Source organism: Afipia dichlorophenoxyacetatis (assembly GCF_055386385.1).
In genome coordinates this window covers 4,028,112-4,054,183 of the sequence record NZ_AP029250.1, presented here as the reverse complement: position 1 = coordinate 4,054,183, position 26,072 = coordinate 4,028,112, and the positions used below count along the sequence as shown (strand labels likewise).

Below are 26,072 nucleotides of genomic sequence, written 5' to 3'. Positions count from 1 at the left end.
ACCGTCAGTGCACGGTAAGGCCGCGACATCCATCTTGCAGGGGAGAGGTGCACAACGCACCGCGAGTTTTTTCCCTGGAGATCATTCATGTCTGACCGTCCCGTCGACCTTTCTAACCTTCCTTCGTACTCCACTCCACGTCGCTCGGTGTTGTCTGCGCGCAAGTTCGCGCTGATGGCGTCGGTGGTTGCTGGTCTTGGTGTTGCTGCATACGGCTTTGGTCCCGCGCTCAACAACGTTGATGTGCTGACGACCTCGGCACATGCGCAGGTCAACAAGGACGTTCGTCAGGTTCAACAGCCGATCGGCTTTGCGGATATCGTCGAACGCGTGAAGCCGTCGGTTATCTCGGTTCGCGTGAAGATCAACGAGAAGACATCGGAGAATGCAACTGAAGATTCGCCGTTCCCTCCTGGATCTCCGATGGAACGTTTCTTCCGTCGCTTTGGTGGACCGGATGGCTTCCCAGGCGGCCGTGGCGGCCGTGGCCGTGGCCAGATGGTGACCGGTCAGGGGTCAGGTTTCTTTATCTCGGATGATGGCTATGCGGTGACCAACAACCACGTGGTTGATGGTGCAGAGAAAGTTGAAGTGACCACCGACGACGGCAAGGTTCACACGGCGAAAGTGATCGGTACCGATCCGCGCACCGATCTTGCCCTGATCAAAGTAGACGGCGGCGGTAAATTCAATTTCGCGAAACTTTCCGACGGTCAACCGCGTATTGGTGATTGGGTGCTCGCTGTCGGCAATCCGTTCGGCCTTGGTGGCACCGTGACGGCGGGTATCGTTTCGGCGCGCGGTCGTGACATCGGCAGCGGCCCATACGATGACTTCATCCAGATCGATGCGCCCGTGAACAAAGGAAATTCCGGCGGTCCGACCTTCAACACCGCGGGTGAGGTCGTGGGCGTGAACACTGCGATTTACTCGCCGTCCGGCGGCAGCGTCGGTATTGCCTTCGCCATTCCGGCGTCGACAGTGCAGAGCGTTGTCAAGCAGCTGCAGGACAAGGGCTCGGTCAGCCGCGGTTGGATCGGCGTTCAGATCCAGCAGGTAACGCCTGAGATTGCTGACAGCCTTGGTCTGAAGAAGACCGAAGGTGCGTTGGTGGCCGAGCCGCAGGCGAATGGTCCGGCTGCAAAGGCCGGCGTCGAATCCGGCGACGTGATCACGAAGGTCAACGATCAGCCGGTCAAGGATGCGCGCGAGCTTGCTCGCACCATCGGTGGCATGGCGCCTGGAACGACAGTGAAGCTCGACGTGCTTCATAAGGGACAGGACAAGATCCTCAGCATGACGCTGGGTGAGCTGCCGAACGCGAAAACGGCGAAGGCTGATACGGACCAGGACGACGGTGCTCGTGCGGGCCGTGGGACAAAGGTGCCGAACCTCGGCCTGACTTTGGCGCCGGCGAACAGTGTTGCGGGTGCGGGTAAGGATGGTGTCGTCGTAACTGACGTCGACCCGAACAGCCCGTCAGCCGAACGTGGCTTCAAGGAAGGCGATGTCATTCTTGAAGTCGGCGGCAAGCTGGTTGCTACGCCGGGTGAGGTTCGCGAAGCCGTGACGACTGCGCGCACCGAGAACAAGAACAGCGTGCTGGTTCGTGTTCGCTCGGGTGACTCCTCGCGCTTCGTTGCGCTGCCGGTGTCCAAGGGCTGATGACGAATTGCTCCGTGCCTTACGGAACGGAGCACAAGATGGGGAGTTGTCGCCGGCATTTTCGCCCCCGCCGACGGCTCCTTCCCGGGGATGGGTCAAAAGCCCATCCCTCGTTCCCCACTTTCGACGGAATACGCCCCCCTTCGTCGAAAGAGCGCGCGATCGCACTCCAGTCGGTCGTGCGGCGGGCGGCGGAGTCTCCCCAGCTTCGCCGCCCGTTTCCCTTTATGGAGCATCGAACCGCCCCGCCGCTTGCATGAGGACTTGCATCGCGCCATGGTGACACAAAGCACAGCTCTTTCGCCCCAGACCGAATCAAAAATGCGACTGCTCATCGTTGAAGACGACCGCGAGTCGGCGGACTACCTCGTCAAGGCATTTCGCGAGGTGGGTCATATCGCTGACCATGCCGGCGACGGCGAGGAAGGCCTCGCACTGGCCGAGACCGGCGATTACGACGTTTTGGTCATCGACCGTATGCTGCCTAAGCGCGACGGGCTTTCGATCATCGGGACCCTGCGCGGCAAGGGCAATCATACGCCGGCACTCATTCTCTCGGCGCTGGGACAGGTCGACGATCGCATCAAGGGACTTCGTGCCGGTGGCGACGACTATCTGCCGAAACCGTATTCGTTTGCCGAACTGCTGGCGCGGGTCGAAGTACTGTCACGCCGCAAAGGTGGACCGTCGGAGGATACGACTTATCGTGTCGGCGATCTGGAGCTGGATCGGTTGTCGCATCGTGTGGTGCGCGGGACGTCCGAGATCACGCTGCAGCCGCGCGAATTCCGGCTGCTCGAATATTTGATGAAGCATGCAGGACAGGTGGTCACGCGCACCATGCTGCTTGAAAACGTTTGGGACTATCACTTTGATCCGCAGACAAATGTGATTGACGTTCATATCTCGCGGCTGCGTTCGAAAATCGATAAGGGCTACGATCGCCCGCTGCTGCACACCATTCGTGGTGCGGGATATATGGTACGTGACGGCATTCGGTAAACTGATCAGAACGACAGCGTTTCGGTTGACGCTGGTCTATTTGTTTCTCTTTGCATTATTTGCGGCGTCGCTGTTGGGCTATTTCGCCTGGAACACGCGCCGCATGATCACTGAACAAATTACTGAGACGGTCAACTCCGAACTCAGCGAGCTCACGGATCAGTATTCGCGCGCGGGGCTTCGGGGTCTTGTATCAGCGATCGAGGCGCGCGCGCTGCGTCCGGGCGCCAATCTCTATCTGGTCGCCACATCCCAAGGGCAGGGTGTTGCCGGTAACATCGCTTCCCTTGCCCCCGGTATCATGGATCATCCGGGGTGGGCCGAGACCTTCTATACGCGGCTCGATGAAAACGATGCCAGGAACCACTATGCGCTGGTGCGCGTCTCGCAGCTTCCCGGTGGATTTCGCCTGCTGATCGGCCGTGACTTGGAAGAGCGGCGTAGGCTGTTCGGTATTGTCGCCAAGGCGGCGCAGTGGTCTCTCCTGATCGTCATCGTGCTGGGGCTCGGCGGCGGCGTATTCGTTGCACGGCGCGTGCTGCACAGGATCGATGCGATGACCGGCACGACCCAGCGCATCATGGCGGGCGACCTGAGCGAGCGGTTGCCTGTGGGGCGCAGTGGTGACGAACTTGATCGCCTTGCCGAAAATCTCAACGCAATGCTGGAGCGCATCGAGGCGCTGATGGTGGGTCTCAAGGAGGTTTCAGACAACATTGCGCACGACCTCAAGACGCCGCTGACCCGGCTCCGCAATCGCGCCGAAGAGGCGCTAGCAAAGGCAGGGAACGAAACTGAATACCGCGCGGCTCTAGAACGGACGATCGACGAGTCGGATGGGCTTATCCGGACGTTCAATGCGTTGCTGATGATTGCGCGCGCCGAGTCCGGACAGGCACGTGACAACATGGTCGATTTTGATGCCGCCGAGGTGGCTCAGGGCATCCAGGAACTCTACGAGCCGCTGGCGGAGGACAAGGGGCTGTCGCTCGAGGTGAAAACGGAGGCGGCAACGATCCACGGCAATCGCGAGTTGATCAGCCAGGCGCTCGCCAACCTCGTCGAGAATGCCATCAAATATGGCCAACCGGTTGCTCTTGCTCTGGAATCTGCTTCTCCGGATAAAAATACCGCCGACAAAGCCCCTGATATTTTGATCGAAGCCCAGCGCGAAGGTGACAACGTTTATCTCAGTGTCACAGATCATGGCCCCGGCATTCCAGAAGCTGATCGTCAGCGGGCGGTCGAACGATTTGTCCGGCTTGAAGCCAGCAGGACACAGCCGGGATCGGGGCTCGGGTTAAGTCTGGCCTCGGCCGTCGCGACGTTGCATGGTGGCGACCTGCGACTCGCGGACAGCCAGCCGGGGCTACGCGTGACGCTTGTGATCCCGAGCCGGGGCGTGGAACAAAAGAACGTATGATGTTGACCGCGACGGGCGACGCGGATCGGCCATATTTGGCTACGCGTTTTGTCACCGGGCCCCAATTATCTGAACCTGCGGATGCCGAACGCCGTCTCGCGGATTGGTTTGGCGATATCGCGCCCGAGCATGCGAGCGCGATCAAAGAGATCATCGGTCGCTTCCCTCATGCGAAGTTGATCCTTGCGGGAATTGCCGAGGCCTCACCCTATCTGTTCGACCTGGTCAGGTTCGATGCTGCGCGGACGTTGCGGTTGCTCCAATGCGACCCGGACAATCATGTGGCTGGCCTGATCGACAACGCGGTCGCTGAGGTGGCTGCAGCGTCGACCGAAGCGGACGTCATGTCCGCTTTGCGTCGGATGAAGTCCGAGGCCGCGCTGTTGATTGCCTTGTGTGACATCGGCGGCGTGTGGCCGGTGATGCATGTGACCAAGGCGCTCACGGACATCGCCATCACGTCGGTCCAGTGCGCTATTCGTTTCCTGCTGATGCAGGAGGCTGCACGCGGCCGCCTGCTGCCGTCCAATCCGGATCATCCCGAAGATGGAACGGGCCTCGTCGTGCTCGCCATGGGCAAGATGGGAGCCGGGGAGCTGAACTATTCCAGCGATATCGATCTGATCGTGTTTTACGATCTCGAAACGTCGGTGCTGGCCGAGGGGCTTGATCCGACACCGTTCTTCGTCAAGGTCGCGCAGGGACTGCCGAGACTTCTGCAACAGCGCACCGGCGATGGATATGTCTTCCGCGTGGATCTGCGGCTACGGCCAGATCCTGCATCGACGCCGGTTGCTGTGTCGACGGCGGCAGCGTTGCACTACTACGAACGGGAAGGGCGGACTTGGGAACGCGCCGCCATGATCAAGGCGCTACCCTGTGCCGGTGATCTCAAGGCAGGCAACGAGTTGCTGACCGATATCGCGCCCTTCGTCTGGCGCAAGCATCTCGACTTCGCGGCACTCACCGACATTCACGACATGAAGCGTCAGATGCAGACGTTTCGCGGTCAGAGCGAGATTTCTGTCGAGGGACACAACGTCAAGGTTGGCCGCGGCGGTATTCGAGAGGTCGAGTTTTTTGCACAGACGCAACAGCTGATCGCGGGTGGCCGGCATCCCGAACTGCGTACGCGGCCCACGCTGGAAACCCTGGAAGTTCTGGCAGCAGGCAACTGGATCACGTTCGAGGCGCGTGATGAATTGACGTCCGCTTATACGTTCCTGCGCCGCGTCGAACATCGTCTGCAAATGGTTGCTGACGAACAGACACATTCGCTTCCAGCCGATGCGGAAGCCGTCGAGCGGTTTGCCCGTTTCTTCGGATACAGCAGCCGCGACGATTTCGCGAAGGATCTGCTCGCTCATCTGAATTGCGTGCAGAGCCACTACGGCAGGCTGTTTGAAGGTGATCCCGGCGCTGAAACATCGCCGGACGTCAATTACGGCGCGGGCCCTGAAGATCAGCGGCTCGTCGATCATCTCCTCAATCTCGGCTTTAAAAAGCCCAGACTTGCGGCTGAGACCGTTCAGCGTTGGGTGGCCGGGGAATATCGCGTGTTCAAGGTCGATGCGACCCGGCAGGCGTTTCAGGAGTTCGTTCCCGATCTCATCCGCGGGTTGTCCCGGGCTGAAGAGCCGGATAACGCGGTCATGGCGTTTGACCGTTTCCTGCAGGCTTTGCAGCGCGGTGGGCGGCTGATCTCGTTGCTCAGCCAGAACAAGGAATTGGTGGCGCTGGTCGCGCTCGTCCTTGGTGCAGCACCGCGCTTGGGCGACATGCTGGCGCGTCAGCCGCAAATCATGGATGGGTTAATTGATCCGCGCTTCTTCGGAGCCATGCCGGATCAAAATGAATTGTCGGTGCGCCTTGCCGCGACATTGGCCGACGCGGGTTCTTACGAAGAATTTCTCGATCGCTTGCGGCTGTTCGGGCAGGAGAGCCTGTTTCTGATCGGCACGCGAATTCTTTCCGGCACCGTATCTGCGCGAGAAGCTGGCATTGCCTTTGCCGATGTCGCAGAGGGGATCGCTCATACGGTCCATGGGCTCGTCATGGATCAGTTTGCCGCGCAACATGGCCAGATTCTGGAGCAGGAAACGGCGGTCGTAGCGATGGGCAAGCTCGGTAGCCGCGAGATGACAGCGTCCTCCGATCTGGACCTGATCCTGATCTATGACTTCGATCATGACAATCCGGATTCAAATGGGGCCAAGTCGCTCCACGGCTCTCAGTATTTCGCACGGCTGACTCAGCGCCTCATCAGCGCTTTCACGACGCGTACGAACTATGGCGTGTTGTATGAGATCGATATGCGGCTGCGGCCATCCGGGCGTGCCGGGCCGTTGGCTTCGCGTATCGACGCGTTCGCTGAGTATCAGCAGCATGAAGCGTGGACGTGGGAGCACATGGCGCTGACGCGGGCGCGGGTGATTTCTTCCTCACCCGAATTCAAGGCGAAGATAGAGCAGGTGATCCGCGACGTGCTGACGCGCCGTCGCGACACCCGCATTATCGCCAACGACGTGCTTGAGATGCGCCGTGCCATCGCCGAGGAAAAAGGCGAGAGCGACATTTGGGACTTGAAGTATGCCGCCGGTGGCATGATCGATATCGAGTTCATCGCGCAGTATCTTCAGTTGATACATGCTGCGGATAAGCCCGATATTCTCAATGTCAGCACCGTGCAGGTCCTCACCAATGCGCTGACACTTGGAATTCTGTCGCAGTCCGATGCCGATACGCTACGTAAGGCGGCGCCGTTCTATCACGATCTGACGCAGATTCTTCGGCTGTGTGTGAGCGCGAAATTCAATCCGGAAACGGCGGGGGAAGATCTGTTGCGCGCTCTTACGCGGGCTGGTGATGCGCCGGACTTTTCCGCGCTTGAGGCGCATGTACGAGAGACGCAGACTTCCGTGCGCGAGGTTTTCTTGAAGCTGGTTGAAGCGGCGGGCTGATGGACGCAAGTTGAATCAGTTGAGGCTCGTCTTTCGCGCTCCCCAACGGTAACTTGACGCACACGATCGTCCCCTTGCCGAGCTTGGAGCGTAGCTTCATCGAGCCACCGTGCAGGTTGGCGAGCGATTTAGCGATCGCCAGACCCAAGCCGGAGCCGTGGTAGCTCTTGGTGAGCTGGCTTTCGACCTGTTCGAAGGGGCGTCCGAGCTTCGTCAGGGATTGTGGGGCGATGCCGATGCCGGAATCGGCAATGGTCAGGATCACGAACTTTCCACACACGCGTCCACGAACCGTCACAAGTCCATTGTCCGGGGTGAATTTGACCGCGTTTGACAGCAGATTGACTGCAATCTGCTTCATCGCGCGGCGGTCGGCAACAATCGGGATCGCGCCTTCGATGTCCGCTGTCACAGTCAGATTCTTGTGCTCGGCGCGGCCGGATACCACGCGCAACGATTCTGCCAGGGTTTGTGCAAGATCGAGGTGCTCGTAGTCGAGCTTCATACGTCCAGCTTCGATCTTCGACATGTCGAGGATGTCGTTAATGACCTCGAGCAGGTAGTTCCCGCTGGTCAGGATATCGTGGCAGTACTCATGATACTTTTCAGAGCCCAATGCACCGAACATGCCGCTGCCCATCACTTCCGAGAAGCCGATGATGGCGTTCAGAGGGGTGCGCAATTCATGGCTCATATTGGCCAGGAATTTCGATTTGGTCTGGTTCGCTTCTTCGGCGCGATTTTTCTCTTCCGAGTATTTCTGCGCCAGATCGGCTAGCTCCTGAGCCTGCCGTTCAAGCTCAGTTTGCGAGCGCTTGAGGTCGATCACGTTCGCAGTGAGGCGAAGGTCGTTGTCGATCAGCTTTTGCTCGTGGAGCTTGATCTGCGTGATGTCGGTGCCAACCGAAACGTAGCCGCCATCCTTGGTACGTCGTTCACTGATGTGCAGCCAAGTCCCGTCTTCGAGTTGCGCCTCGAAAGTGCGCGCGCCAGGCTCGATCGAATTCGGTACCCGAGAGCGCATCGACGGCATGGTGCCGGCCTCCGCAACGGTTTCGAATGGCGTACCTTGTTTCACCACTGAGTCCGGGAGTTTGTGCAGGCGCTTGAAATGCGAGTTGCAAAGAACCAGGCGATTCCCGGCATCCCACAGAACGAAGGCCTCAGGGACGGTTTCGATGGCATCACGCAGCCGCAGATCCGCCTCGACAGTCTTCTCGGCAAGATTCTTTTGTTCGGTAGTGTCGATGGCGATGCCGATCAGATGGCAACCGCTGTCTCCCTGACCCTGGCTCAACTCACAGCGAACCCGCAGCCAGATCCAGTGGCCGTTGGCGTGACGCATCCGGAAACTTTGGTCGATGTGGTCGATGTGGCCGGACATGAGCTGGTTCGCTGTCTCGAACAGGTCGATGTCGTCGGATTTGACCAGCGCATTGACCTCACCGAATGTCAGGAGATCGCTCCGGCTTTCCAGGCCCAATAGCGTGAACATGGATTGCGACCAGAAGATGCGGCCGCGCGACAGATCCCAGTCCCACAGGCCGCAACGGCCACGATTGAGGGCCGTGTCGATTCGCGCGCGGACTGCGTCGTTGATCAAATCGCCTTCTCGAGCCCGCGTCGACTGCCAGTGGAAGGCAAAACCGAGAATGAGCACTACGAACCCGGTCGTGGCAGATAACGTGATCTGAAGCGTGGCATCAGAGCGCCACAGCGATTCCACCGGCTCCTGAACAATTGTGATAAAGCCGGGGAGGGACTTGATGGCGCGCTGGGTCGCCAAGGCGGACACTCCATCGGCCAGATTGACGTCCACCGCATCCGAATGTGTGCCTTGCAACGTCAGCAACTGCGTTGCGCCGACAATATCGCGGATACGGTCGTTGTCCTCAGTGAAGCCTTCAGTGGACATGCGCGCCACGACGCGCTGTTCAGCAGTGGTAATGATGAAATGGCGGCCTGCGACAATTGCCCAGCGGGGCAGCAGGCCGGGCAACAGACTTTGAAGTCGCTCCCCTGGCGCAACGCGCTCTTGCCGCGTGAAGATCACGTGGTCGAGGCGCTCAGTAAGCAGATCGGCAAGGGCTGTCAGCTCGTGGTTCGTTGCAACGCGTTGTTGTCTGCGTTGGTCCAGCACCTGGACGAAAGCACCAATGCAGATGGTGATCAGGAAGGCGATGATGAGAATCGGAATGGCGCGTCGCAGCGCGGGCTCCGCGATCTGCCACCGGTGATAGGTCGGTTTCGCAATCGATTGCGCCATCCCTTTGATGGAATCGGATTGGACACACGTCGTCGCTGCGTGCGAGCGCGCCATGCCTTCGGCCCCTTGAATTTTGTATCGCCACCCCGCCCGAAAGGTTTTCCCCGACCTCTCGAATCATAGGTCGATTTGAATCCACTTTTTCAGTGCTGTCGAGAGTCAACGAATCCTTAAAGCGAAATAAATCTTATCCAAAGAAGATTGGGACGATTTGGTGCGTGCAAAGTGAGTCCGAAACGAGAACGCGTTGCGCAATCTCAACCAAACGCCAGCAACCTGCGCGAACTTCGGAATCAAAGGGACGCTAGGAAATCAGTGTGCCGGCTCAGCGTGACTGATGACGCGCTTTACAGAGGGGTAGGCGCGTCGCAGTCCACGCTCGATTGCATCGACATGGTCATGGACTTCGATGACAGTCATTGACGGCGCTGCCCGGCAGTGAAAATTAACAACCTCACCGGCATCGGTGTTGCGTACGCGTACATTATGGACGTCGTGAATCGCTCCACCTTCAGCGGCGAGACGAGCCAGCGTTTGCTGAATGGCGCTGGTCCGCTCCACTCCGGCGTCGCTACCGAGCGGCAGCTCGGGCTCCAGCGGCTCGATATGGGTGTCGACCTCGACATCCGACCCGAAGTCTTCCCGGATCGCATGTTCGAGATCGTGGGCGATGCCATGGGCGCGATCGAGCGGCATGTCGGCGTCGATTTCCAGGTCAATGCCGACCGTCAGCTTCCCGCCGAGGTCGTGAATGGTGACGTGGTGAATGGCGAGTCCTGAATTGCGTGCGATCACCATGATTCGCTCGCGAACAGTCTCGTTGTCGCGCGCGACAGGCACCGCGGTGAACGTCAAATCCGCGTCGTGGAGCGCCTGGGTAACTGCTTCCTGCGCTTTGTGCTTGATGGCATCGATGCGGTCGATGGGGTAGGTGCGAGGCACCTGAACCGTCGCGTCAATAAAGTACCGGGCGCCAACCATGCGGACACGCAGGCGTTCGACGTCGATGACGCCAGGGATTGCCCGGATGGCACTCTCGGCGGCTTCGGTCGCTCCTTCAGGAGCTCGGTCGAGCAGGGTTTCGATCGTTGAGCGGCCAAGCTTTAATCCCAAAATCGAAATGAGAATCGCAACAGCGATCGCGGCAGCCGAATCGCCCCATTCATAACCGAATGCCGAAAGGCCGAGGCCAATGATCACGGCGCCTGAGCCCAGAACGTCCGAGGCGAAATGGAGCGCGTCGGCTTCCAATGCTTGGCTCTTGGTGTCCATCGCCGTGCGATGCAGGGCATGCGCACGCCAGAAGTTCACCGCGATATCGATGATCAGAACGACGAAGGGGAGTGCTGACAGGGTCGGGGGAGTGGCGCCTTCACGCAGCCGTCCGAATGCCTCGACCACGATACCGCCGGCGAGGATGTAAAGCATGGCGATGACGCCCAGCGCTGATAGGCTTTCGATCTTGCCATGGCCGTAATGGTGTTCGGCGTCCGCGGGCTTGTCCGAAATACGGACCACGATCCAGGTGATGATTGTGGCGACAAGATCGACGGAGCTATGCAGGGCCTCGGAGATCAGCGCGATACTTCCGATGGCGACGCCGACGATGAACTTGACCGCGGCCATGCTGGCGCTGGCCGCGATCGAGATTGCTGCAACTTGTTGTTTGACTGCGCTCATCGGGCCCTCTCGCTAAGAGGGACTTGTCACGATCCTGCGGCGAGCGTCAACAACGCTATTTGCTTGTTGAAATGAGTTTCATTCGCAGCAAGCTTCAGATTTTAAGGACAATTTTGCCGAAGTGCTTGTTGTTGGACATGTAGTCGACGGCCTGCGCGATCTCGTCAAACGGGAACACACGATCGATCGGCAGCTTCAATTCACCGCTTTCAACAGCCGGCCAGATGTCTTTTCTGACCTGGTTAAAGATCTCCCGGATCTCTTCGAGCGAGCGCGTGCGGAATGTCACGCCAATGTAACTGATGCGACGCGCGGCATGGAGATCGAAATCGAAGTCGCCGTGCGTGCCGCCGAGGCGACCGACATTGACGATGCGGCCGAGGACCTTGGTCGCGGCCAAATTCTGATTGACGAGCTTGCCGGAGACTTGATCGATGATGACATCGACGCCTGCGCCGCCGGTCGCTTCGAGCACCTGCTCGACCCATTTCGGATCGTTGGAATCGATCGCGAGGTCGGCTCCGCATTCCTTAAGCCGCGCCCCGCGCGTAGCATCGGTCGACGAACCGATGACGAGTTTTGCTCCCTTGAGCTTGGCGATCTGCTGCGCCATCAGCCCGACGCCCGAGCTGGCGCCCTGGACCAGGATGCTCTGGCCTGACTGAAGCCCGCCGATGGTGACAACCGCGTTGTGCATCGTGGTCAGCGCCAGTGTCAGGGATGCAGCCTGTTCGAAGCTCGTTCCCGATGGAATAGGGAGAGCGCGGCCGAAGTCGGTCACAGCGTATTCGGCGTATCCACCGCCGCCTGAACCCATGACGCGGTCGCCGACTTTCCAGCCCTTTGCTTCCGGCCCGAGCTCGACGATCTCGCCGGCCCACTCCATGCCAAGGACCGTGCCCGCACCACCTGCCGAACCGTGCACGTGACCCTTGATCATGCCGAGATCGGCGCGGTTCATGCCACAGGCGTGAACCTTGACCAGAATCTGCGATCCTTTCGGGGAAGGCTTTGGCGTATCGGTGATGGCGGCACCGTTAGTGCCATAGACATAAGCTTTCATGGGCGTTCCTGACGTTTCTAGTGTCCCGAATCCAAAGTTCGCCTCATCGTGCGGCGGGCTCCGTAGTGAACTTTGGATTCGGGAGGACACTAGCAAATTTATAATTCTAGTGTGGTTTAGGTTCAGAAGTTCGCTGGAAGGACTCGCAGGAAAGATTTAGCGAACTTCTGAACCACCACACTAGCAGACGATCGGATTACTCTTGACGCAAATCCCTGGACCACGCAAACCCACGATTGCGTGACTCTCTTCCTAGAAACGAAACTCGATGGCGTTGCTTCGCCTCCTCGCTGACGATTTGACCGGTGCGTTGGATACTGCGGTTGAGTTCGTCGGAGTATGCGGTCCACTGGATGTTTCCTGGATGGAGACCCTGCCGCCAACGCTCTCCGGAAATCTGGTCCTCGACAGCGGCACGCGTGAACTCGACAAAGCCCAGGTGTTGCCAATTGTGGAGAGGTTGGTGCCGATGTTGTACGACGCGACCATTGCCTTCAAGAAAGTCGATAGCTTGATGCGCGGAGAGTGGGCCGCTGAACTTGCAGCCTGCCTGCGGTCGGGCAGGTGGTCGTCCTGCATCGTTGCGCCGGCTTGGCTGAATCAGGGGCGGCGAACGCGTGGAGGCCAGCAGTTTGCAAAGACAGGGGACGGAGGCTGGTCACCCGTCGGGGGCAATATTCTCACGCAACTCGCTGCTGAAGGAATTGAGGCGCGACAGGGAGAGCCCGCAAACGAGTTGCCATCGGGTATCAGCGTCTTTGATGCCGATAGCGATGATGATCTTGATCGCGTTGTCGCGCTGGGGCGCCGAGCCGCAGGTTCTGTGTTGTGGGTTGGCAGCGGCGGCCTCTCACGTGCGCTGGCACGCGGGAATGAAGTGAGCGTGTCATCGCGGTTGCAAGCGCCTGTGCTTGGATTGTTTGGCTCTGATCAGCTCGCCACCGTCGCGCAGCTTGCAGCATGCGAACCGCAGACAATCACGCTTGCGGAAGGTGCGCCAGATAACGCACGTGACGTGGAGCAGCGTCTTGCGACAGATGGCGTTGTCCTGGCAAGGTTTGGCCTTCCTTTTGGGCTGACCAGAGCAGACGCCGCGCGACGGATTGCACGTGAACTCGCGGCCATCACGTTGCAACTCCAGCCGCCGGGCACACTCATCGTTGCCGGCGGGGAAACGCTCAAGGCACTTTGCGTTTCTCTTGGTGCACGATCGTTGAAACTGACGGGCCAGGTCATGTCGGGCCTGCCACGATCGGTGATCCAGGGCGGGCGTTGGTCGGGTGTCGAAGTTGTCTCCAAATCAGGATCGTTAGGTACGCCAAATCTGTGGCGCGATCTGTTGCGTAGCAATCATCTTATTCCGGAACGGACCGGGGTGCGCTAGCGCCTCGCAGCGAGATTACCCGTGCCAGCAACCGTGCGACGCCTGGATCAGAAGAGTTCGGTGGACGCGACGCGATTCAGAACCTGAATCTGCTGTGACGCAGGAGCCGAGGTCGATCCTTCTGCTTCCAAAACGATCTTGAGAAGCTTTTCGTAAGCGCGATCCGCTGTCTCAACGGGAAGCGGTTCCTCATCGAACGATTCAATGTATCGGCCGGCCATGGCCGCGAGCAGAGCATAAAGTGCCCGGTGCTCGTTATCCGATGCCGAAAGTTCGAGAGTTTTGTTGCGAAAGGCCTTGTAGGTACGAAGGCCGGAATGCTGGCTCGAAAGCCACGTGGTGAGTTCACCCAAGATGTTTCTCCCTTGATGCAAGAGGAAACAGCCGCTTTTAAGTGGGTTAAGGCTGGTGAGCAAGGGGCTATTTATTCACGAGATCGTGCAGTAACTATAGCGTGCAGGGTTGTTGGGGGGCTACTGCAAAGCACTTTGCTTCAACAGTTGTCCCGTTATTACATGTCGCATCCATCGATCAAAACGATCGAAAAATACAGACGAACTGATGAACAACAGAAAATTGCAATCAAAGCCTTTCGAAGATGCGTTATTCGCACAAGCTTTTGCGTATCACCGCGCGGGGCAGATGAGAGAGGCCGAAGCAGGCTATCGGCAGGTCTTGGCCACTAATCCCAAGCATCCCGGCGCTCTCGGCTACCTGGGTATTCTGGCTCATCAGTCAGGCCACAGCGCCGACGGTATTGATCTTCTCAAGAAGGCCATCGCATCCGACAAGCGGAACGCGGAACTGCACTATAACTTAGCGCGCATGCTGGCCGATTCCGGACATCATCAGGAAGCTATCCGCTACATCCGGAAAGCATTGGTGCTGCAGCCCAATTATCCGGGGGCGCACAACAATCTCGCTGCACTGCTGTTTCTGCATGGACAGGGCACCGAAGCTCTAAAAGTCGTGGTGCAGGGACTGCAACTAGGCGTTACCCCGGATTTGAAGTCCACGTTTGTGATGGTGCTACGATCTTTGGACCCTTCGAGCACCAAGTTCGATCGCAGCGTGATTCAGTTTCTCAACCGTGCGCTCGTCGAAGCTTGGTGCCGGCCGAGAGATCTTTCTAAAGGCGTAAGCGAGCTTCTCATGCGAATTCCCGCATTCGGGCGGAGCTTCGAACGCTTGGCAATGCCAAGCGCCTCTCGCCTGGATGATTTGTTTAACGCTGACGAACTTGCGTCAATTGGGGCCGATGGATTGTTGCACGCCCTTTTGGTGACGTGCCCGATTGCTGACATCGCGCTCGAACGGGTTCTGACGGCGATCCGCACCGCTCTTTTGGACGAAATTTCCAATGGGAAACTAGAAGGCTTTGACGCGTGGCTGCCGCTCGGTGTTGCCATCGCTCAACAGTGCTACATCAACGAGTATGTATTCCACGTCACTGATCGTGAAGAATCTCAGATATTGAGTCTTCGTAACTCCATCGTTGATGCACTAGACGCAGGCAGGAATGTCGCGCCAATTCAAATAGCTGCTTTTGCGAGCTATTTGCCTCTCCATTCTCTCGCTAAAGCAGACCGGCTCGTGCAGGCGCGTTGGCCGGATGTTCTTCAACCCGTTATCAAGCAGCAAATTTTGGAATGGGCTGAAGAGCAGCAAATTCGAGGGCGGATTGAAAAGCTGACTGCAGTTGAAGATACTGTTTCGGAGAAGGTGAGGGATCAATATGAGGAAAACCCGTATCCGCGCTGGACAAGGATTCCAGCGCACAGGGAAGCAATACCGATCGATCAGTATCTGAGCGCGCAGCTGCCGGGCGCGGTGTATCGGGCCTTCGGCGATGGTCCGATCAATATCCTGATTGCAGGTTGTGGAACAGGTATGCACGCGATTCAACGCGCGGAGCAGTTCAAGAACGCCGACGTTTTAGCCATCGATCTCAGCTTGAGCAGCCTGAGCTATGCAGCGAGAAAGACCCAGGAACTGGGATTGAAAAACATCCGTTACGCGCAGGCCGATATTCTCGCGTTAAAGCCGAGCATGACCTTCGATGTCATCGATTCGTCGGGTGTGCTTCACCACCTCGGAGATCCTCTCAAGGGGTGGCGAAATCTGGCAGGGCTACTGCGGCCAAGCGGCCTGATGCACATTGGGCTCTATAGCGCCATCGCCCGGAAGAATATCAACGCCCTCCGTGAGTACCTGGCCAAGGAGGGAAGGGGTTACTCTGTCTCGGAGGTCCGAAAATTGCGGGCTCAAGCCGCAAGCCTACCCCACGACGACCAGCAGAAGGCGGTGACCGAGTTTGGAGATTTCTTCAGCACCAGCGAATGCAGGGATTTGCTCTTTCACGTCCAGGAGCATCAGTTTTCCATCCCGCAGATAGCTGCGTTCCTGGCGGAAGCTGGCTTCAAATTTTTGGGATTTGAGACCTCCCATCGAAGCCGTTATCTGGAGCGTTTTCCGGAAGACGCTGCTGCCGTTAATCTCGACAATTGGCATGTGTTCGAGACGGAGAACCCCACAACCTTTACCGAGATGTATCAGTTTTGGATCCAAAAGGCTTAATCCGCAGGTCGTTGTTTCCGACAGATTCCATGTAGTTCTCGTAAAGCTCTGGTGCATATGCCGCATGCAGACCTGCTACTGCCGATCGTCGCGTATCCCGACTAGATAAAGCCTAAATTCACCACATTGAAAGCCTGACTCGGAAAGCCCGCAGGATGGATGCAATTTCGGGGAAGTTTCCTCCTGTGACTGACGGCCTTCCTCCGGAGCGGCGGCGCTGGGCGCTGCTGGCCGTTTTCACTGCGCTGGCGATGGCAGCTCTTGATACAGCCATTGCGAATGTCGCCTTGCCGGCGATTGCCAATGACCTTCACACAACGCCCGCGGATGTCATCTGGGTCGTGAACGTCTACCAGATCGCGATGGTGGCCACCTTGCTTCCAGTCGCAGCGCTCGGTGAAATTGTCGGTCATCAGCGCATTTATCTTTGGGGCTTGGTGCTGTTTACGATCGCTTCGTTGGGCTGTGCTTGTGCGTGGTCCTTGCCCAGCCTGCTGGTTGCGCGTGTCGTTCAGGGGCTGGGTGCCGCCGGCGTCATGAGCGTCAACACGGCGTTGGTTCGCTTCATCTATCCCGAACGGCTTCATGGACGGGGATTCGGAAATAACGCCCTGGTGGTAGCGACAGCATTTACCCTTGGACCGACAATCGCTTCTGGAATTTTGTCCGTCGGCCCTTGGACATGGCTGTTTGCTATCAACATTCCGTTTGGCGTGGCGGCGATCGTGATCGGTATGAAGACGCTGCCGCAAACTCCGCGCGCGCCCCATGCGTTTGACTATCCCGGCGCGCTGCTGACATCGGTCGCGCTTTGTCTGTTTATTCTCGGCATCGGCAGTGCGGCCCACAATACGTCACCTTGGCTTGTCATCGCGGAACTAGCCGGCGCCGTCGTGTTTGGCGCACTCCTGATCCGCAGACAGGCTGACCATCCTGCGCCGATGTTGCCGATCGATCTGTTTCGCCGGCCGATCTTCTCTCTGTCAGTCGCAACCGCAGTTTGTACATTCGCGGTGCAGGGCCTCGCCTTCGTGTCGCTGCCGTTCTACTTCGAAGATGTGCTGCATCGGACGCAAGTGGAGACGGGTTTCTTCATGACGCCGTGGTCTCTGGTTGTCGGCATCATGGCGCCGATCGCAGGGCGGCTGTCCGATCGGCATCCCGCGGGCCTTCTTGGCGGAATGGGTCTTGTCATGCTGGGTATCGGCATGGTGTTGCTCGCGATGCTTCCGGCTGAGCCGAGCGTTGCGGATATCGTTTGGCGCATGGCGGTTTGCGGATGCGGGTTTGGCTTCTTCCAGTCACCGAACATGAAGGCCATCATGTCCAGCGCGCCGCCCGGCCGCAGCGGCGGTGCCAGCGGTCTCGTTGCAACGGCTCGCTTGGTTGGCCAGACCACGGGCGCGGCCCTTGCCGCACTCTGTTTTGGCCTCGCCGGTCACCACGGCGCTACGCTCGCTCTGGCGCTTGGGGCAGGGTTTGCCGCGCTCGGATCCGTGATGAGCTTCCTGCGCCTCGTTGCAACTCCGCGCGCCAAATAAGTCTGTTTTGTCCGAGGTTGCGAACCAAGTATGTCTTGTGGGAAACAAGACGCGCTTTTGGTTGTTGCGGTCTGGATGGGATTGAATCAAATGAGCAAGGCGGCGCTCGCGGTACTCATCAACGGCGGGACTGATAATTGGTCACCGCAACGCTGGAGAGAGCGTTTCAATGCTGTCTGCAAAGACAGGCAAGTCGCGCTCCTGCCTGACGATACCCATCGGCCCGAAGACATAGGCTATGCTGCGGTCTGGAAGCCGACACCCGGCGCGCTTGCTGCATTTCCAAACTTGAAGGCTGTTTTCAATCTCGGTGCCGGGGTTGATGCGTTGATTGCGGATACCACGTTGCCGAAAGTGCCGATTGTCCGCGTTGCCATCGGTGATCTGACGGGGCGCATGACGGAATACGTTGTCATGCATGTGCTGATGCATCACCGTCAGCAGCCTTATCTGTCTCAAAGTCAGCAGAACAAGATCTGGGTGCCCAAGCATCAATGGTCGGCGAGCGAGATTTCCGTCGGTGTGATGGGGCTCGGCACGCTTGGCCGCGATGCTGCAGATGTACTGAAGCGCCTGGGCTTCCGTGTTGCCGGCTGGAGTGCGAGCCCGAAGAACTTGCCGGGTATCGAATGTTTTTCGGGGCAAGCCGGACTGAAAGAGTTTCTAGCACGCACCAATATTCTTGTGTGCCTCTTGCCGCTCACGCCGGATACGCGCCATATCCTCAATCGAAACGTTTTCTCAAAGCTCAATCACAGCAGTTCGCTGGGAGCTCCGGTACTGATCAACGCAGGGCGGGGCGGTCTGCAGAACGAAGCCGATATTCTTAGCTGTCTCGATGACGGCACGTTGGGAGCGGCTTCCCTTGATGTGTTCGAGACGGAGCCTCTTCCAGCGCAGAGCCCGTTCTGGTCGCATCCGAAGGTTGTTCTCTCACCGCATAACGCGGCGGACACGGATCCGACGGAAATCTCGGCTTATGTCGCCAGGCAGATCGAGCAATTTGAAGCTGGGCGTCCGCTGGACAACGTCGTCAATCTGAAGCGTGGCTATTAGGAGGAGCTCGCTTGTCCCATAAGAGGCGGCACGTTCTCACGCATATGCGTCAACGACTCCGTCAATCAGGTTGTGGTTGTACAGCGCTTCGAGATTGATCCCCTGGGTCTCGCCGACAGGGCGGATCGCCTGAATGATATCTTGAATTTGCTTGTGCTCGGCGCGCCGAATGGTCTCGGCTTCCTCGCGCGATACTGCCTGGAAGCGAATGGTGCGTCCGGATCCGCGTACACCGAGCCGCGGCAGGTCTGCTGAAATGACAGTGGCGATTTTCGGGTAACCACCGGCTGTCTGCGCGTCAGCCATCAGGATGATCGGTAGCTTTGAACCGGGGACCTGGATCGAACCGGCGACGATACCGTCCGATACGATATTGAAGTTGCCGCCTTCGTGCTCGAGCAATGGTCCTTCCAACCGGAAGCCCATGCGGTCTGATGCCGGCGTAATAGTGTAAATGCCAGACAGAAATTCCCGAATAGCGGCTTCGGTGAAAAAGTCGTCTTGCGGTCCTAGAACAACGCGGATCGGTTGCACGAAACGCAGATCGCGGGGCTCGCTCAGCGTGACCTCTTCCCGAACAGCAACGTCATCCTTGTTGCCATTGAGAATATCGCCGGCTTGAAGTTGCCGTCCTTCGAGGCCGCCGAAGGCTGCGCGGGTATAGGTGGACTTGCTGTTGAGGCACACCGGGACGTCGAACCCGCCTTCAATCGCGAGATACGAGCAAAATGCATCCCCGCCGAGTTTGATGCGGACGATCTCTCCCCTGGTCAAGCGCACGGTCTGTCCCGAAGGGACGAGCGGCTGGTCGCGTCCTTTGATCTCAAGGCCGCCGCCGCTGCCAACCAGCGCAAGTCTCGCCGAGTCACCCAGGACTTCCAGCTCCGGCCCTGATCCCATCACTTCAAGGCAAGCGCTGTTCGGCGGATTGCTCACCAAGGCATTCGCTAGTGTAAAGCCGTCACGATCGAGCGCGCCCGCCACTGGCACCCCAACACGCTGGAAGCCGCGGCGTCCTTCGTCCTGAACGGTGGTGAGAAAGCCGGGAGCAATGACTTTAAAAATCGGAGTCACGCCGCAATCTCCACACTGTCCGGAACGTAGTCATTCCGCTGCACCGCGAGCTTGATGCGTTCGAATTCAGCCCGTGCGACCGGATTGAACCTTACTGCGTCGCCGGGACCGAGCAGGGCGCCCCGCGCCGATGCTGCATCGAAAAACCGCACGGGCGTCGTTCCGATCAGATGCCAGCCACCGGGGCTTTCATAGGGATAGACCGCCGTCATGCTGGTCGCGATGGCGAGCGAACCGGGTGGCACGCGCATCCGCGGATCGGAGCGGCGGGGAAACCGAAGTTTTTCCGGGACGTCGCCCATGTAGGGAAAGCCGGGAACGAACCCGATCATGTAAACATGGTAGTGAGTGTCGGAATGAAGCGAGACCACTTCCTCGACCGAAAGCTTGGCAGCTTTCGCTATTTCTTCGATATCTGGCGCAAATTCCGGTTCATAGCAGGCCGGAATTTGCCAAAGCCGCTTGCCGCCCGAAGCCTGCGTGGATTGATTGACGAACGCATGAACTGCTTGTTCGAGTTCATGACCTGTCGTGACGAGCGAGTCATAGTTAATGCTCAGCGATCGAAAGGTTGCGATAACCTCCGTCACGCCGGGGAGCTTTGCTTGCTCAATGGTTTCCGCAAGTGCGAGCACGCGATCGCTAATTTTGCGGTCGATCGTCGAGCCAAATTCGATCACGAGCGCGCTGTCCGCCGCTTTCAATATCCTAAAGTCAGCCATGACGAACACCCATTCGCATTGATATTATTGTACCGAAGATAGTATTATTGCGTCAAATCTCTTGAGAGGACAGGCTGCGCGTGCTCGCATCGCCTCCAGAGCTTGCAATTCCTGCGCCATGCCAAAGGATGTTGTCAGAAGGCATGGTCTTTACGGTCAGGTGCATGCGACGGCAGATTTGCTAGCACATTGCTTTGATTCCATGGTTAGCTATGATCCCCGCGCAAGCATCGGATTCCAAACAAGAAGTGCTAATGTGTCCAAGCTGTTAAAGGCATATGATCGCAGTCGCGTGCCCCTGTATATTCAGGTGGCATCGGTGTTGCGAACCCGAATACAGTCCGGACAATGGGGCGCCGGAGAGAAAATTTCCACGCTTGAAGAGCTTGAACGGGAATTCGAGGTTGCGCGCGTCACGGTCAGGCAGGCTGTCGATATCCTGCGTGAAGAGGGATTGCTGCAGGCCCGTCAGGGGCTAGGGACGTTCGTTTCGAAGAAGACCCAGGATCGGCATTGGGTGAAGCTCGCCACAAGCTGGAATACCCTGATCGACTCGCTCAAGGATAACGTGCCTCGGCGTCTGACAATCGACGAAGACGTGCCGCCTCCTAATCTGGGCAGTTCCGACGGAGATCTTGCGTCAAGTTATGTGAAATTGCGTAGCGTTCAGTACCGCAACGAGGATCCATACTCGGTCGTCAACATTCTTTTGGCGCGCGAAGTCTTCGACTTGAATCCCATTCGTTTCAAGAACGCCGCGGCGCTGGTTACGATCGATGCAATGGAAGAGATCACACTGCTTGAAGCGCATCAGACTCTGACGATCGGTAGCGCCGACCCTGAGATCGCTGACCTTTTAAAAATTTCGATTGGGGCGCCAACGGTCGCAGCCCATTGTGTCGTCGTCGATGATGGCGGGATTGCTATCTACGTTGGCGACATCATCTACCGCAGCGAGAGCATCAAGCTGCAGATGGATTTGCTCGCGACCAACCCTGTCCAGGAAAAAAAGGCGCGCAATGGCTATAAGGCCGTTGATTTGGCGCGGCGCAGCAAAACTCGCAAAGCCTAAATCCGCGTCAGTCTGCCTGTATTTTTGCAAATTCTTTGGTCGTTGAAGTCTGCGAACGAGGTCTTGCTATCGTCCTAAAAATAGGATGAATTTGGCGAGGCAGCTGTCATCGGGCCTTCGAGGGAATGTGCATGGCAAAGCAGGGTGTGGGCGCGCGGCTCCTGCGCAAGGAAGATGACCGCCTGATGCGTGGGCGCGGAGAGTTCGTTGCGGACATCCGCCTGGCCGGAATGCGTGATGTAGCGTTCGTTCGCAGTCCGCTTGCTCATGCCCGCATCAAGGACATTCGAATCCCGCCGCAGTTCCGCGATAGTGTTTTCACTGCGAAAGATCTCGAGGGCGTGAAACCAATCCGTGCAGTGTCAGGCCTGCCGGGTTTCAAGGTTTCCGAACAGCCGATCCTCGCTTTCGAAAAGGTGCGCCAGGTTGGCGAATTGATTGCAATGTGTGTCGCTGACACACGCGCTGAGGCAGAAGATATTGCCGCCGCTGTCGAGGTTGAGTTCGAGGAATTGCCTGCGGTTTACGACATGCTGCTGGCGAAGCGCCCGGATTCGGCGCTGCTCCACGAGCATTGGGGCGACAACGTCTTTCTCGAGACGTTCGTCGATATCAACATGGAAGCGGCGTACGACGCGCCGATCAAAATTACCCGCGAGATTTCAACCGCGCGCCAAAGCATGGCACCGATGGAGGGAAGAGGCACGGTCGCCCTCTGGCACAAGCGCATGGGTCAGCTTGTGCTTTATACGGGGAACCAGCAGCCGCACATCGTGCGCAATGGTTTGTCGGAATGTCTCGGGCTTGAACAGATTAACGTGCGGATCGTGTCGCCTGATGTCGGTGGCGGCTTCGGCTACAAAGGCATTGTGCTGACGGAAGACGTCTGCCTTGGCTGGCTCGCGATGCGCTGTGGTCATCCGGTGCGCTGGATCGAGGATCGCCGTGAGCACCTCACAGCCGGTGCCAATTGCCGCGAGCATCACTACAACATCACAGTCTATGCCGACCGTGACGGCACGCTTCGCGGTGTTGAATGCGAGGCGACCGTCGATTCCGGCGCCTATTCGTCTTATCCGTTCTCAGCGTGTCTGGAAGCCGCGCAGGTCGCGAGCATTCTGCCGGGACCTTATGATTTTCCGTCCTATCGTTGCCGTACGTGGTCGGTCGCGACCAATAAGTGCCCAATCTTGCCGTATCGCGGCGTGGCGCGCACAGGGGTCTGCTTCGCCATCGAACTGATGCTCGATGCGGTCGCGCGCGAGGCCGGACTCGAGCCATATGAAGTGCGGCTGAAGAATCTCGTGCAGCCCGAGCAGATGCCGTTCGACAACATCACCAAGAAGCACTTTGACAGCGGCGACTATCCGGAATCGCTGCGGCAGGCGCTGGCCAAGATTGATCTTGCCGCGTTGCGCGAGCGGCAGAAGACGCCTGAGCCTGACGGCCGGTTGATCGGCGTCGGCCTGTCGGTCTATTGCGAACAGGGCGCGCACGGAACATCGGTCTATGCCGGCTGGGGCATTCCGATGGTCCCTGGTCACGAGCAGGCTACCGCACGCATGACGCCAGATGGCGGGCTTGAGCTGCGCGTCGGCGTCCACTCCCATGGCCAAAGCATGGAGACGACGCTGCCGCAGGTGGCGAACGAAATTCTCGGCATCGATGTTTCCAGGATCAAGCTGGTCCATGGCGACACGGAATATACACCGTACTCCACCGGCAGCTGGGGCTCGCGTTGCGCAGTGATGGCCGGTGGCGCCGTGGCAACGGCTTCGCGCGAACTTGGCAAGCTTGCACTGGGGATCGGCGCGCATTTGCTCCAGACGGACATCGACAACGTCAAGCTCGCCGATGGTGCTGTGGTTGGTCCGAACGGCAGCGTCACGCTGCAGGAAATCGCGTACACATGGTATCGGCGCCCGCAGGATCTGCCACCGTCGGTCGATCCGAGAGGTCTGGAGGTGACGGTAGGCTATAAGCCGGTTCGCGATTCCGGCACCTTCAGCTACGCGACGCATGTTGCCGTGGTCGCGGTCGATCCGGAAATGGGCGACATCGAGATCCTCGACTACGTCATCGTCGAGGACGGCGGCAAGCTGATCAACCCGATGGTGGTCGATGGCCAGATCTATGGCGGTCTCGCGCAGGGCATTGGCACCGCACTTTACGAAGAGATGAATTTCGACGCGTCCGGCCAGCCGCTGGCATCGACCTTCGCCGATTATCTTCTCCCGGGTCCGACAGAAGTGCCGGCGCCGAAGCTTGGCCACATGGAAACGCCAGCGCCTTACACCGAGTTTGGCGTCAAAGGTCTTGGTGAGGGCGGTGCGATTGCGCCGCCAGCAGCGATCGGCAATGCCGTCAACGATGCGTTGAAATCGCTCGGTGCGGAAATGCTTCACTCTCCGATCACGCCGCGCAGGGTCCTCGAAGCAATTCAGGCAGCGAAGGCAAAGCGTCAGACGAAAGCGGGCGAAGGAGTTCCCGCGTGAAACCGGTTAATTTCGATTATGCGCGTCCCGGCGATGTCAAAGAAGCTCTCAAGCTGATCGCCGACGATAGTCAGACGGTTAAGATCATGGCCGGCAGCCAGTCGCTTGGCCCGATGCTCAACATGCGTCTGGTTCAGCCTGATTTGCTGGTGGACATCACCGGCATCGAGGAACTTCGCAGCGTCGATCAGCGTGCAGACGAGATCGTGCTCGGTGCCTGCATCACACATGCCGATATCGAGGATTTGCGCGTTCCTGATGTGACCAGCGGCGCGCTGCCTTACGTTGCGAGCGGGATTGCCTATCGCGCGGTGCGCAATCGCGGCACCATCGGCGGCAGCCTGACGCACGCCGATCCATCTGCCGACTGGCACTCGATCATGGCCGCGGTGGGTGCGAAGGTTGTGCTGCGCGGCCCGGGTGGCGAGCGCACGATCCCGGTCGAGGATTACATGGTCGGTGCGCTGGAAGCTGACCTTCAGCCAGGCGAAATGCTCGTCGGCGTCAGGGTGCCGAAGCTCAGCCGTTCGGCACGCTGGGGTTACTACAAGACCTGCCGCAAGACCGGTGAATTCGCCCATGCCATCGGCTCGTTCCTGTCAGACCCCGATCGCGGTGTCAGCCGCGTTGTGATCGGTGCCACGGAAACCCGTCCGATCGTCGTCACGGAAGCGGGCAACATTCTTGGCGACGGACGCGCGAAGCAGTTGAGTACGACGTTCAACAGAAATGCTGTTGCAAGCGTTGTGGAGGCTGCGGGTATGACCGATCCGCTCGACAAGCAAACCCATATTGTCGCGTTGCGGCGCGCTATCGAACAGGCGCAGTCGGCATGACTCTCGTCAGTCTCACAATCAACGGAAAGTCCGCCAGCGCCAGCGTGCAGCCGCGCACCAATCTCGCTGACTTTGTGCGTGAAACCCAGAATCTCACGGGCACCCATCTTGGTTGCGAGCATGGCGTATGCGGTGCCTGCACGATCCTTGTCGACGGCGTGCCCACGCGTTCTTGCATTACTTATGCGGCCGCCTGCGAGCAGGCCGAAGTCACGACGATCGAAGGCCTGGATAACGACGAGATCGCGACTGAACTACGCACTGCGTTTTCGCACGAGCATGCGCTTCAATGCGGATATTGTACGCCGGGGATGCTTGTGTCTGCGCGCGATGTCGTGCTGCGGCTTGATGCGCCGAGCGAGCATGACATCCGCGTCGCCATGAGCGGTAACCTCTGCCGCTGCACCGGCTATGTCGGCATCATTCGTGCGATACAGCGGGTGGTCGCGGACCGCCGCAATCGGGGCATTGCGGCGATCCTGAACGCCAATCGCACGCGGCTCGGCCCGTCAGGGTCGGGACATGCAGTGCCTGTCACGTCGGGATCGGCACCGCGCCCAGCCGCCGCACCTAAGGTTGCCGCGAAAAGCACGACTTCCGCGTCCACAGCGCGCATGGATCCGGACTGGAAGCCGCAGACGACATTCACGCAGAGCTTCGTGGTCGCTCATCCGGTTGACGTGGTTTGGAACTTCTTCGGCGACGTGGCGGCTGTTGCCGCATGTCTGCCCGGTGCATCGCTGGCTGGGGAGCCGGTGGATGGTCATGTCGAAGGCCAGATGAAGGTCAAGGTTGGCCCGATTTCAGCGGAATTCCAGGGTGTCGCTGACATCACGCGCGACGAAGCAACCCGGACCGGAACGATCATCGGGGCGGGGAGGGACAAGCGCAGCAATTCTGCCACGCGCGGGCTGGTCGGTTATGCGGTCAAGCAGGGCGATACGCCGGACCAGACGCGGGTTGACGTCAATATCGGCTTCACACTGACCGGTGCGCTGGCACAGTTCAGTCGGTCAGGCCTTGTGCAGGACATTGCCGGACGCCTGATCGCGATGTTCGTCAAGAATCTCGAGGCGCGTCTGGCAGGAAAGTCCACTGGAGACATGCCATCCGCAGAGGCCGGCCTTGATGCGGGATCACTGGTGTTCTCGGTGATAAAAGATAGGTTCCAAAACCTGCTGAATCGGCTGTTTGGCAGACAATGAGGCTTGGACGGCCGCAAAGGTATTGTCATCCTAAAGATAGTACCTTATCCT

Annotated in this window: 18 protein-coding genes; 12 read left to right on the top strand and 6 right to left on the bottom strand. The window is 58.7% G+C overall.

Annotation, left to right across the window (positions count from 1 at the left end):
• The first annotated feature begins 87 nt into the window (after positions 1 to 87).
• The 4 genes from ACZ5C3_RS18995 to ACZ5C3_RS18980 all read left to right on the top strand — a co-directional run bounded on the left by ACZ5C3_RS18995 (position 88) and on the right by ACZ5C3_RS18980 (position 7,050).
• On the top strand, positions 88 to 1,665 hold the full coding sequence (locus tag ACZ5C3_RS18995; protein WP_464032109.1) for a Do family serine endopeptidase: 1,578 nt from the start codon (positions 88 to 90) through the stop codon (positions 1,663 to 1,665).
• 276 nt (positions 1,666 to 1,941) lie between these two features.
• Entirely contained in the window at positions 1,942 to 2,667 is a 726-nt protein-coding gene (locus ACZ5C3_RS18990; RefSeq protein ID WP_464032107.1) for a response regulator transcription factor, read from the top strand.
• Entirely contained in the window at positions 2,651 to 4,090 is a 1,440-nt protein-coding gene (locus ACZ5C3_RS18985; RefSeq protein WP_464032105.1) for a sensor histidine kinase, read from the top strand. Before ACZ5C3_RS18990 ends, ACZ5C3_RS18985 begins: the two co-directional genes overlap by 17 nt.
• Entirely contained in the window at positions 4,087 to 7,050 is a 2,964-nt protein-coding gene (locus tag ACZ5C3_RS18980) for a bifunctional [glutamine synthetase] adenylyltransferase/[glutamine synthetase]-adenylyl-L-tyrosine phosphorylase (protein ID WP_464032104.1), read from the top strand. The genes ACZ5C3_RS18985 and ACZ5C3_RS18980 overlap by 4 nt, the downstream gene beginning before the upstream one ends.
• Here the strand turns inward: ACZ5C3_RS18980 and ACZ5C3_RS18975 are convergent.
• The 3 genes from ACZ5C3_RS18975 to ACZ5C3_RS18965 form a co-directional block, all read right to left on the bottom strand.
• Positions 6,941 to 9,370 carry a PAS domain-containing sensor histidine kinase gene (locus ACZ5C3_RS18975; RefSeq protein ID WP_464044213.1) on the bottom strand — a complete coding sequence of 810 codons (2,430 nt, stop codon included), beginning with the start codon at positions 9,368 to 9,370 and terminating at the stop codon, positions 6,941 to 6,943. The two genes, ACZ5C3_RS18980 and ACZ5C3_RS18975, sit on opposite strands and share 110 nt — an antisense overlap.
• 258 nt (positions 9,371 to 9,628) lie before the next feature.
• Complete coding sequence (locus ACZ5C3_RS18970; RefSeq protein ID WP_464044212.1) at positions 9,629 to 10,996, bottom strand: cation diffusion facilitator family transporter; 1,368 nt, start codon at positions 10,994 to 10,996, stop codon at positions 9,629 to 9,631.
• A 94-nt stretch (positions 10,997 to 11,090) separates the two neighbouring features.
• On the bottom strand, positions 11,091 to 12,059 hold the full coding sequence (locus ACZ5C3_RS18965) for a zinc-binding dehydrogenase (RefSeq protein ID WP_464032102.1): 969 nt from the start codon (positions 12,057 to 12,059) through the stop codon (positions 11,091 to 11,093).
• A gap of 268 nt (positions 12,060 to 12,327) precedes the next feature.
• Between ACZ5C3_RS18965 and ACZ5C3_RS18960 the strand changes: the two genes are divergently transcribed.
• Positions 12,328 to 13,443 carry a four-carbon acid sugar kinase family protein gene (locus ACZ5C3_RS18960; RefSeq protein WP_464032100.1) on the top strand — a complete coding sequence of 372 codons (1,116 nt, stop codon included), beginning with the start codon at positions 12,328 to 12,330 and terminating at the stop codon, positions 13,441 to 13,443.
• Positions 13,444 to 13,490: 47 nt separating this feature from the next.
• Here ACZ5C3_RS18960 and ACZ5C3_RS18955 read toward each other — a convergent pair whose 3' ends face one another.
• Positions 13,491 to 13,796: a hypothetical protein gene (locus ACZ5C3_RS18955; RefSeq protein ID WP_464032098.1), complete on the bottom strand. Its 306-nt coding sequence runs from the start codon at positions 13,794 to 13,796 to the stop codon at positions 13,491 to 13,493.
• A 208-nt stretch (positions 13,797 to 14,004) separates the two neighbouring features.
• On the opposite strand from ACZ5C3_RS18955, the gene ACZ5C3_RS18950 reads away from it, so the two are divergent.
• From ACZ5C3_RS18950 to ACZ5C3_RS18940, 3 genes are all read left to right on the top strand, one after another.
• Positions 14,005 to 16,020 (top strand): class I SAM-dependent methyltransferase, encoded by a 2,016-nt coding sequence (locus ACZ5C3_RS18950; protein ID WP_464032096.1) that lies wholly within the window; start codon positions 14,005 to 14,007, stop codon positions 16,018 to 16,020.
• Between the two features lie 155 nt (positions 16,021 to 16,175).
• Positions 16,176 to 17,561, top strand: a complete 1,386-nt coding sequence (locus tag ACZ5C3_RS18945) for an MFS transporter (RefSeq protein ID WP_464032094.1) — start codon at positions 16,176 to 16,178, stop codon at positions 17,559 to 17,561.
• A gap of 90 nt (positions 17,562 to 17,651) precedes the next feature.
• Positions 17,652 to 18,617, top strand: a complete 966-nt coding sequence (locus ACZ5C3_RS18940) for a 2-hydroxyacid dehydrogenase (RefSeq protein ID WP_464032092.1) — start codon at positions 17,652 to 17,654, stop codon at positions 18,615 to 18,617.
• 36 nt (positions 18,618 to 18,653) lie between these two features.
• Here the strand turns inward: ACZ5C3_RS18940 and ACZ5C3_RS18935 are convergent, their stop codons facing one another.
• Both ACZ5C3_RS18935 and pxpB read right to left on the bottom strand, forming a co-directional pair.
• Entirely contained in the window at positions 18,654 to 19,691 is a 1,038-nt protein-coding gene (locus ACZ5C3_RS18935; protein ID WP_464032090.1) for a 5-oxoprolinase subunit C family protein, read from the bottom strand.
• Complete coding sequence (gene pxpB / locus ACZ5C3_RS18930) at positions 19,688 to 20,413, bottom strand: 5-oxoprolinase subunit PxpB (protein WP_464032088.1); 726 nt, start codon at positions 20,411 to 20,413, stop codon at positions 19,688 to 19,690. Before pxpB ends, ACZ5C3_RS18935 begins: the two co-directional genes overlap by 4 nt.
• Before the next feature lie 118 nt (positions 20,414 to 20,531).
• Here pxpB and ACZ5C3_RS18925 point away from each other — a divergent pair, with 118 nt between their 5' ends.
• From ACZ5C3_RS18925 to ACZ5C3_RS18910, 4 genes are all read left to right on the top strand, one after another.
• Positions 20,532 to 21,485 (top strand): GntR family transcriptional regulator, encoded by a 954-nt coding sequence (locus tag ACZ5C3_RS18925; RefSeq protein ID WP_464032086.1) that lies wholly within the window; start codon positions 20,532 to 20,534, stop codon positions 21,483 to 21,485.
• Between the two features lie 131 nt (positions 21,486 to 21,616).
• Positions 21,617 to 23,980, top strand: coding sequence for a xanthine dehydrogenase family protein molybdopterin-binding subunit (locus ACZ5C3_RS18920; protein WP_464032084.1), 2,364 nt, complete (start codon positions 21,617 to 21,619; stop codon positions 23,978 to 23,980).
• Positions 23,977 to 24,816, top strand: a complete 840-nt coding sequence (locus ACZ5C3_RS18915) for an FAD binding domain-containing protein (RefSeq protein WP_464032082.1) — start codon at positions 23,977 to 23,979, stop codon at positions 24,814 to 24,816. The genes ACZ5C3_RS18920 and ACZ5C3_RS18915 overlap by 4 nt, the downstream gene beginning before the upstream one ends.
• Complete coding sequence (locus tag ACZ5C3_RS18910) at positions 24,813 to 26,021, top strand: xanthine dehydrogenase family Fe-S subunit (protein WP_464032080.1); 1,209 nt, start codon at positions 24,813 to 24,815, stop codon at positions 26,019 to 26,021. The genes ACZ5C3_RS18915 and ACZ5C3_RS18910 overlap by 4 nt, the downstream gene beginning before the upstream one ends.
• Positions 26,022 to 26,072 lie beyond the last annotated feature (51 nt).

Coding starts and splice junctions, on each gene's coding strand:
- ACZ5C3_RS18995 (WP_464032109.1), top strand. CDS start 88: ATGTCTGACCGTCCCGTCGACCTTTCTAACCTTCCTTCGTACTCCACT.
- ACZ5C3_RS18950 (WP_464032096.1), top strand. CDS start 14,005: ATGAACAACAGAAAATTGCAATCAAAGCCTTTCGAAGATGCGTTATTC.
- ACZ5C3_RS18925 (WP_464032086.1), top strand. CDS start 20,532: ATGCCAAAGGATGTTGTCAGAAGGCATGGTCTTTACGGTCAGGTGCAT.
- ACZ5C3_RS18975 (WP_464044213.1), bottom strand. CDS start 9,370: ATGGCGCGCTCGCACGCAGCGACGACGTGTGTCCAATCCGATTCCATC.
- ACZ5C3_RS18940 (WP_464032092.1), top strand. CDS start 17,652: ATGAGCAAGGCGGCGCTCGCGGTACTCATCAACGGCGGGACTGATAAT.
- ACZ5C3_RS18980 (WP_464032104.1), top strand. CDS start 4,087: ATGATGTTGACCGCGACGGGCGACGCGGATCGGCCATATTTGGCTACG.
- ACZ5C3_RS18945 (WP_464032094.1), top strand. CDS start 16,176: ATGGATGCAATTTCGGGGAAGTTTCCTCCTGTGACTGACGGCCTTCCT.
- ACZ5C3_RS18920 (WP_464032084.1), top strand. CDS start 21,617: ATGGCAAAGCAGGGTGTGGGCGCGCGGCTCCTGCGCAAGGAAGATGAC.
- ACZ5C3_RS18990 (WP_464032107.1), top strand. CDS start 1,942: ATGGTGACACAAAGCACAGCTCTTTCGCCCCAGACCGAATCAAAAATG.
- ACZ5C3_RS18970 (WP_464044212.1), bottom strand. CDS start 10,996: ATGAGCGCAGTCAAACAACAAGTTGCAGCAATCTCGATCGCGGCCAGC.
- ACZ5C3_RS18960 (WP_464032100.1), top strand. CDS start 12,328: ATGGCGTTGCTTCGCCTCCTCGCTGACGATTTGACCGGTGCGTTGGAT.
- pxpB (WP_464032088.1), bottom strand. CDS start 20,413: ATGGCTGACTTTAGGATATTGAAAGCGGCGGACAGCGCGCTCGTGATC.
- ACZ5C3_RS18910 (WP_464032080.1), top strand. CDS start 24,813: ATGACTCTCGTCAGTCTCACAATCAACGGAAAGTCCGCCAGCGCCAGC.
- ACZ5C3_RS18965 (WP_464032102.1), bottom strand. CDS start 12,059: ATGAAAGCTTATGTCTATGGCACTAACGGTGCCGCCATCACCGATACG.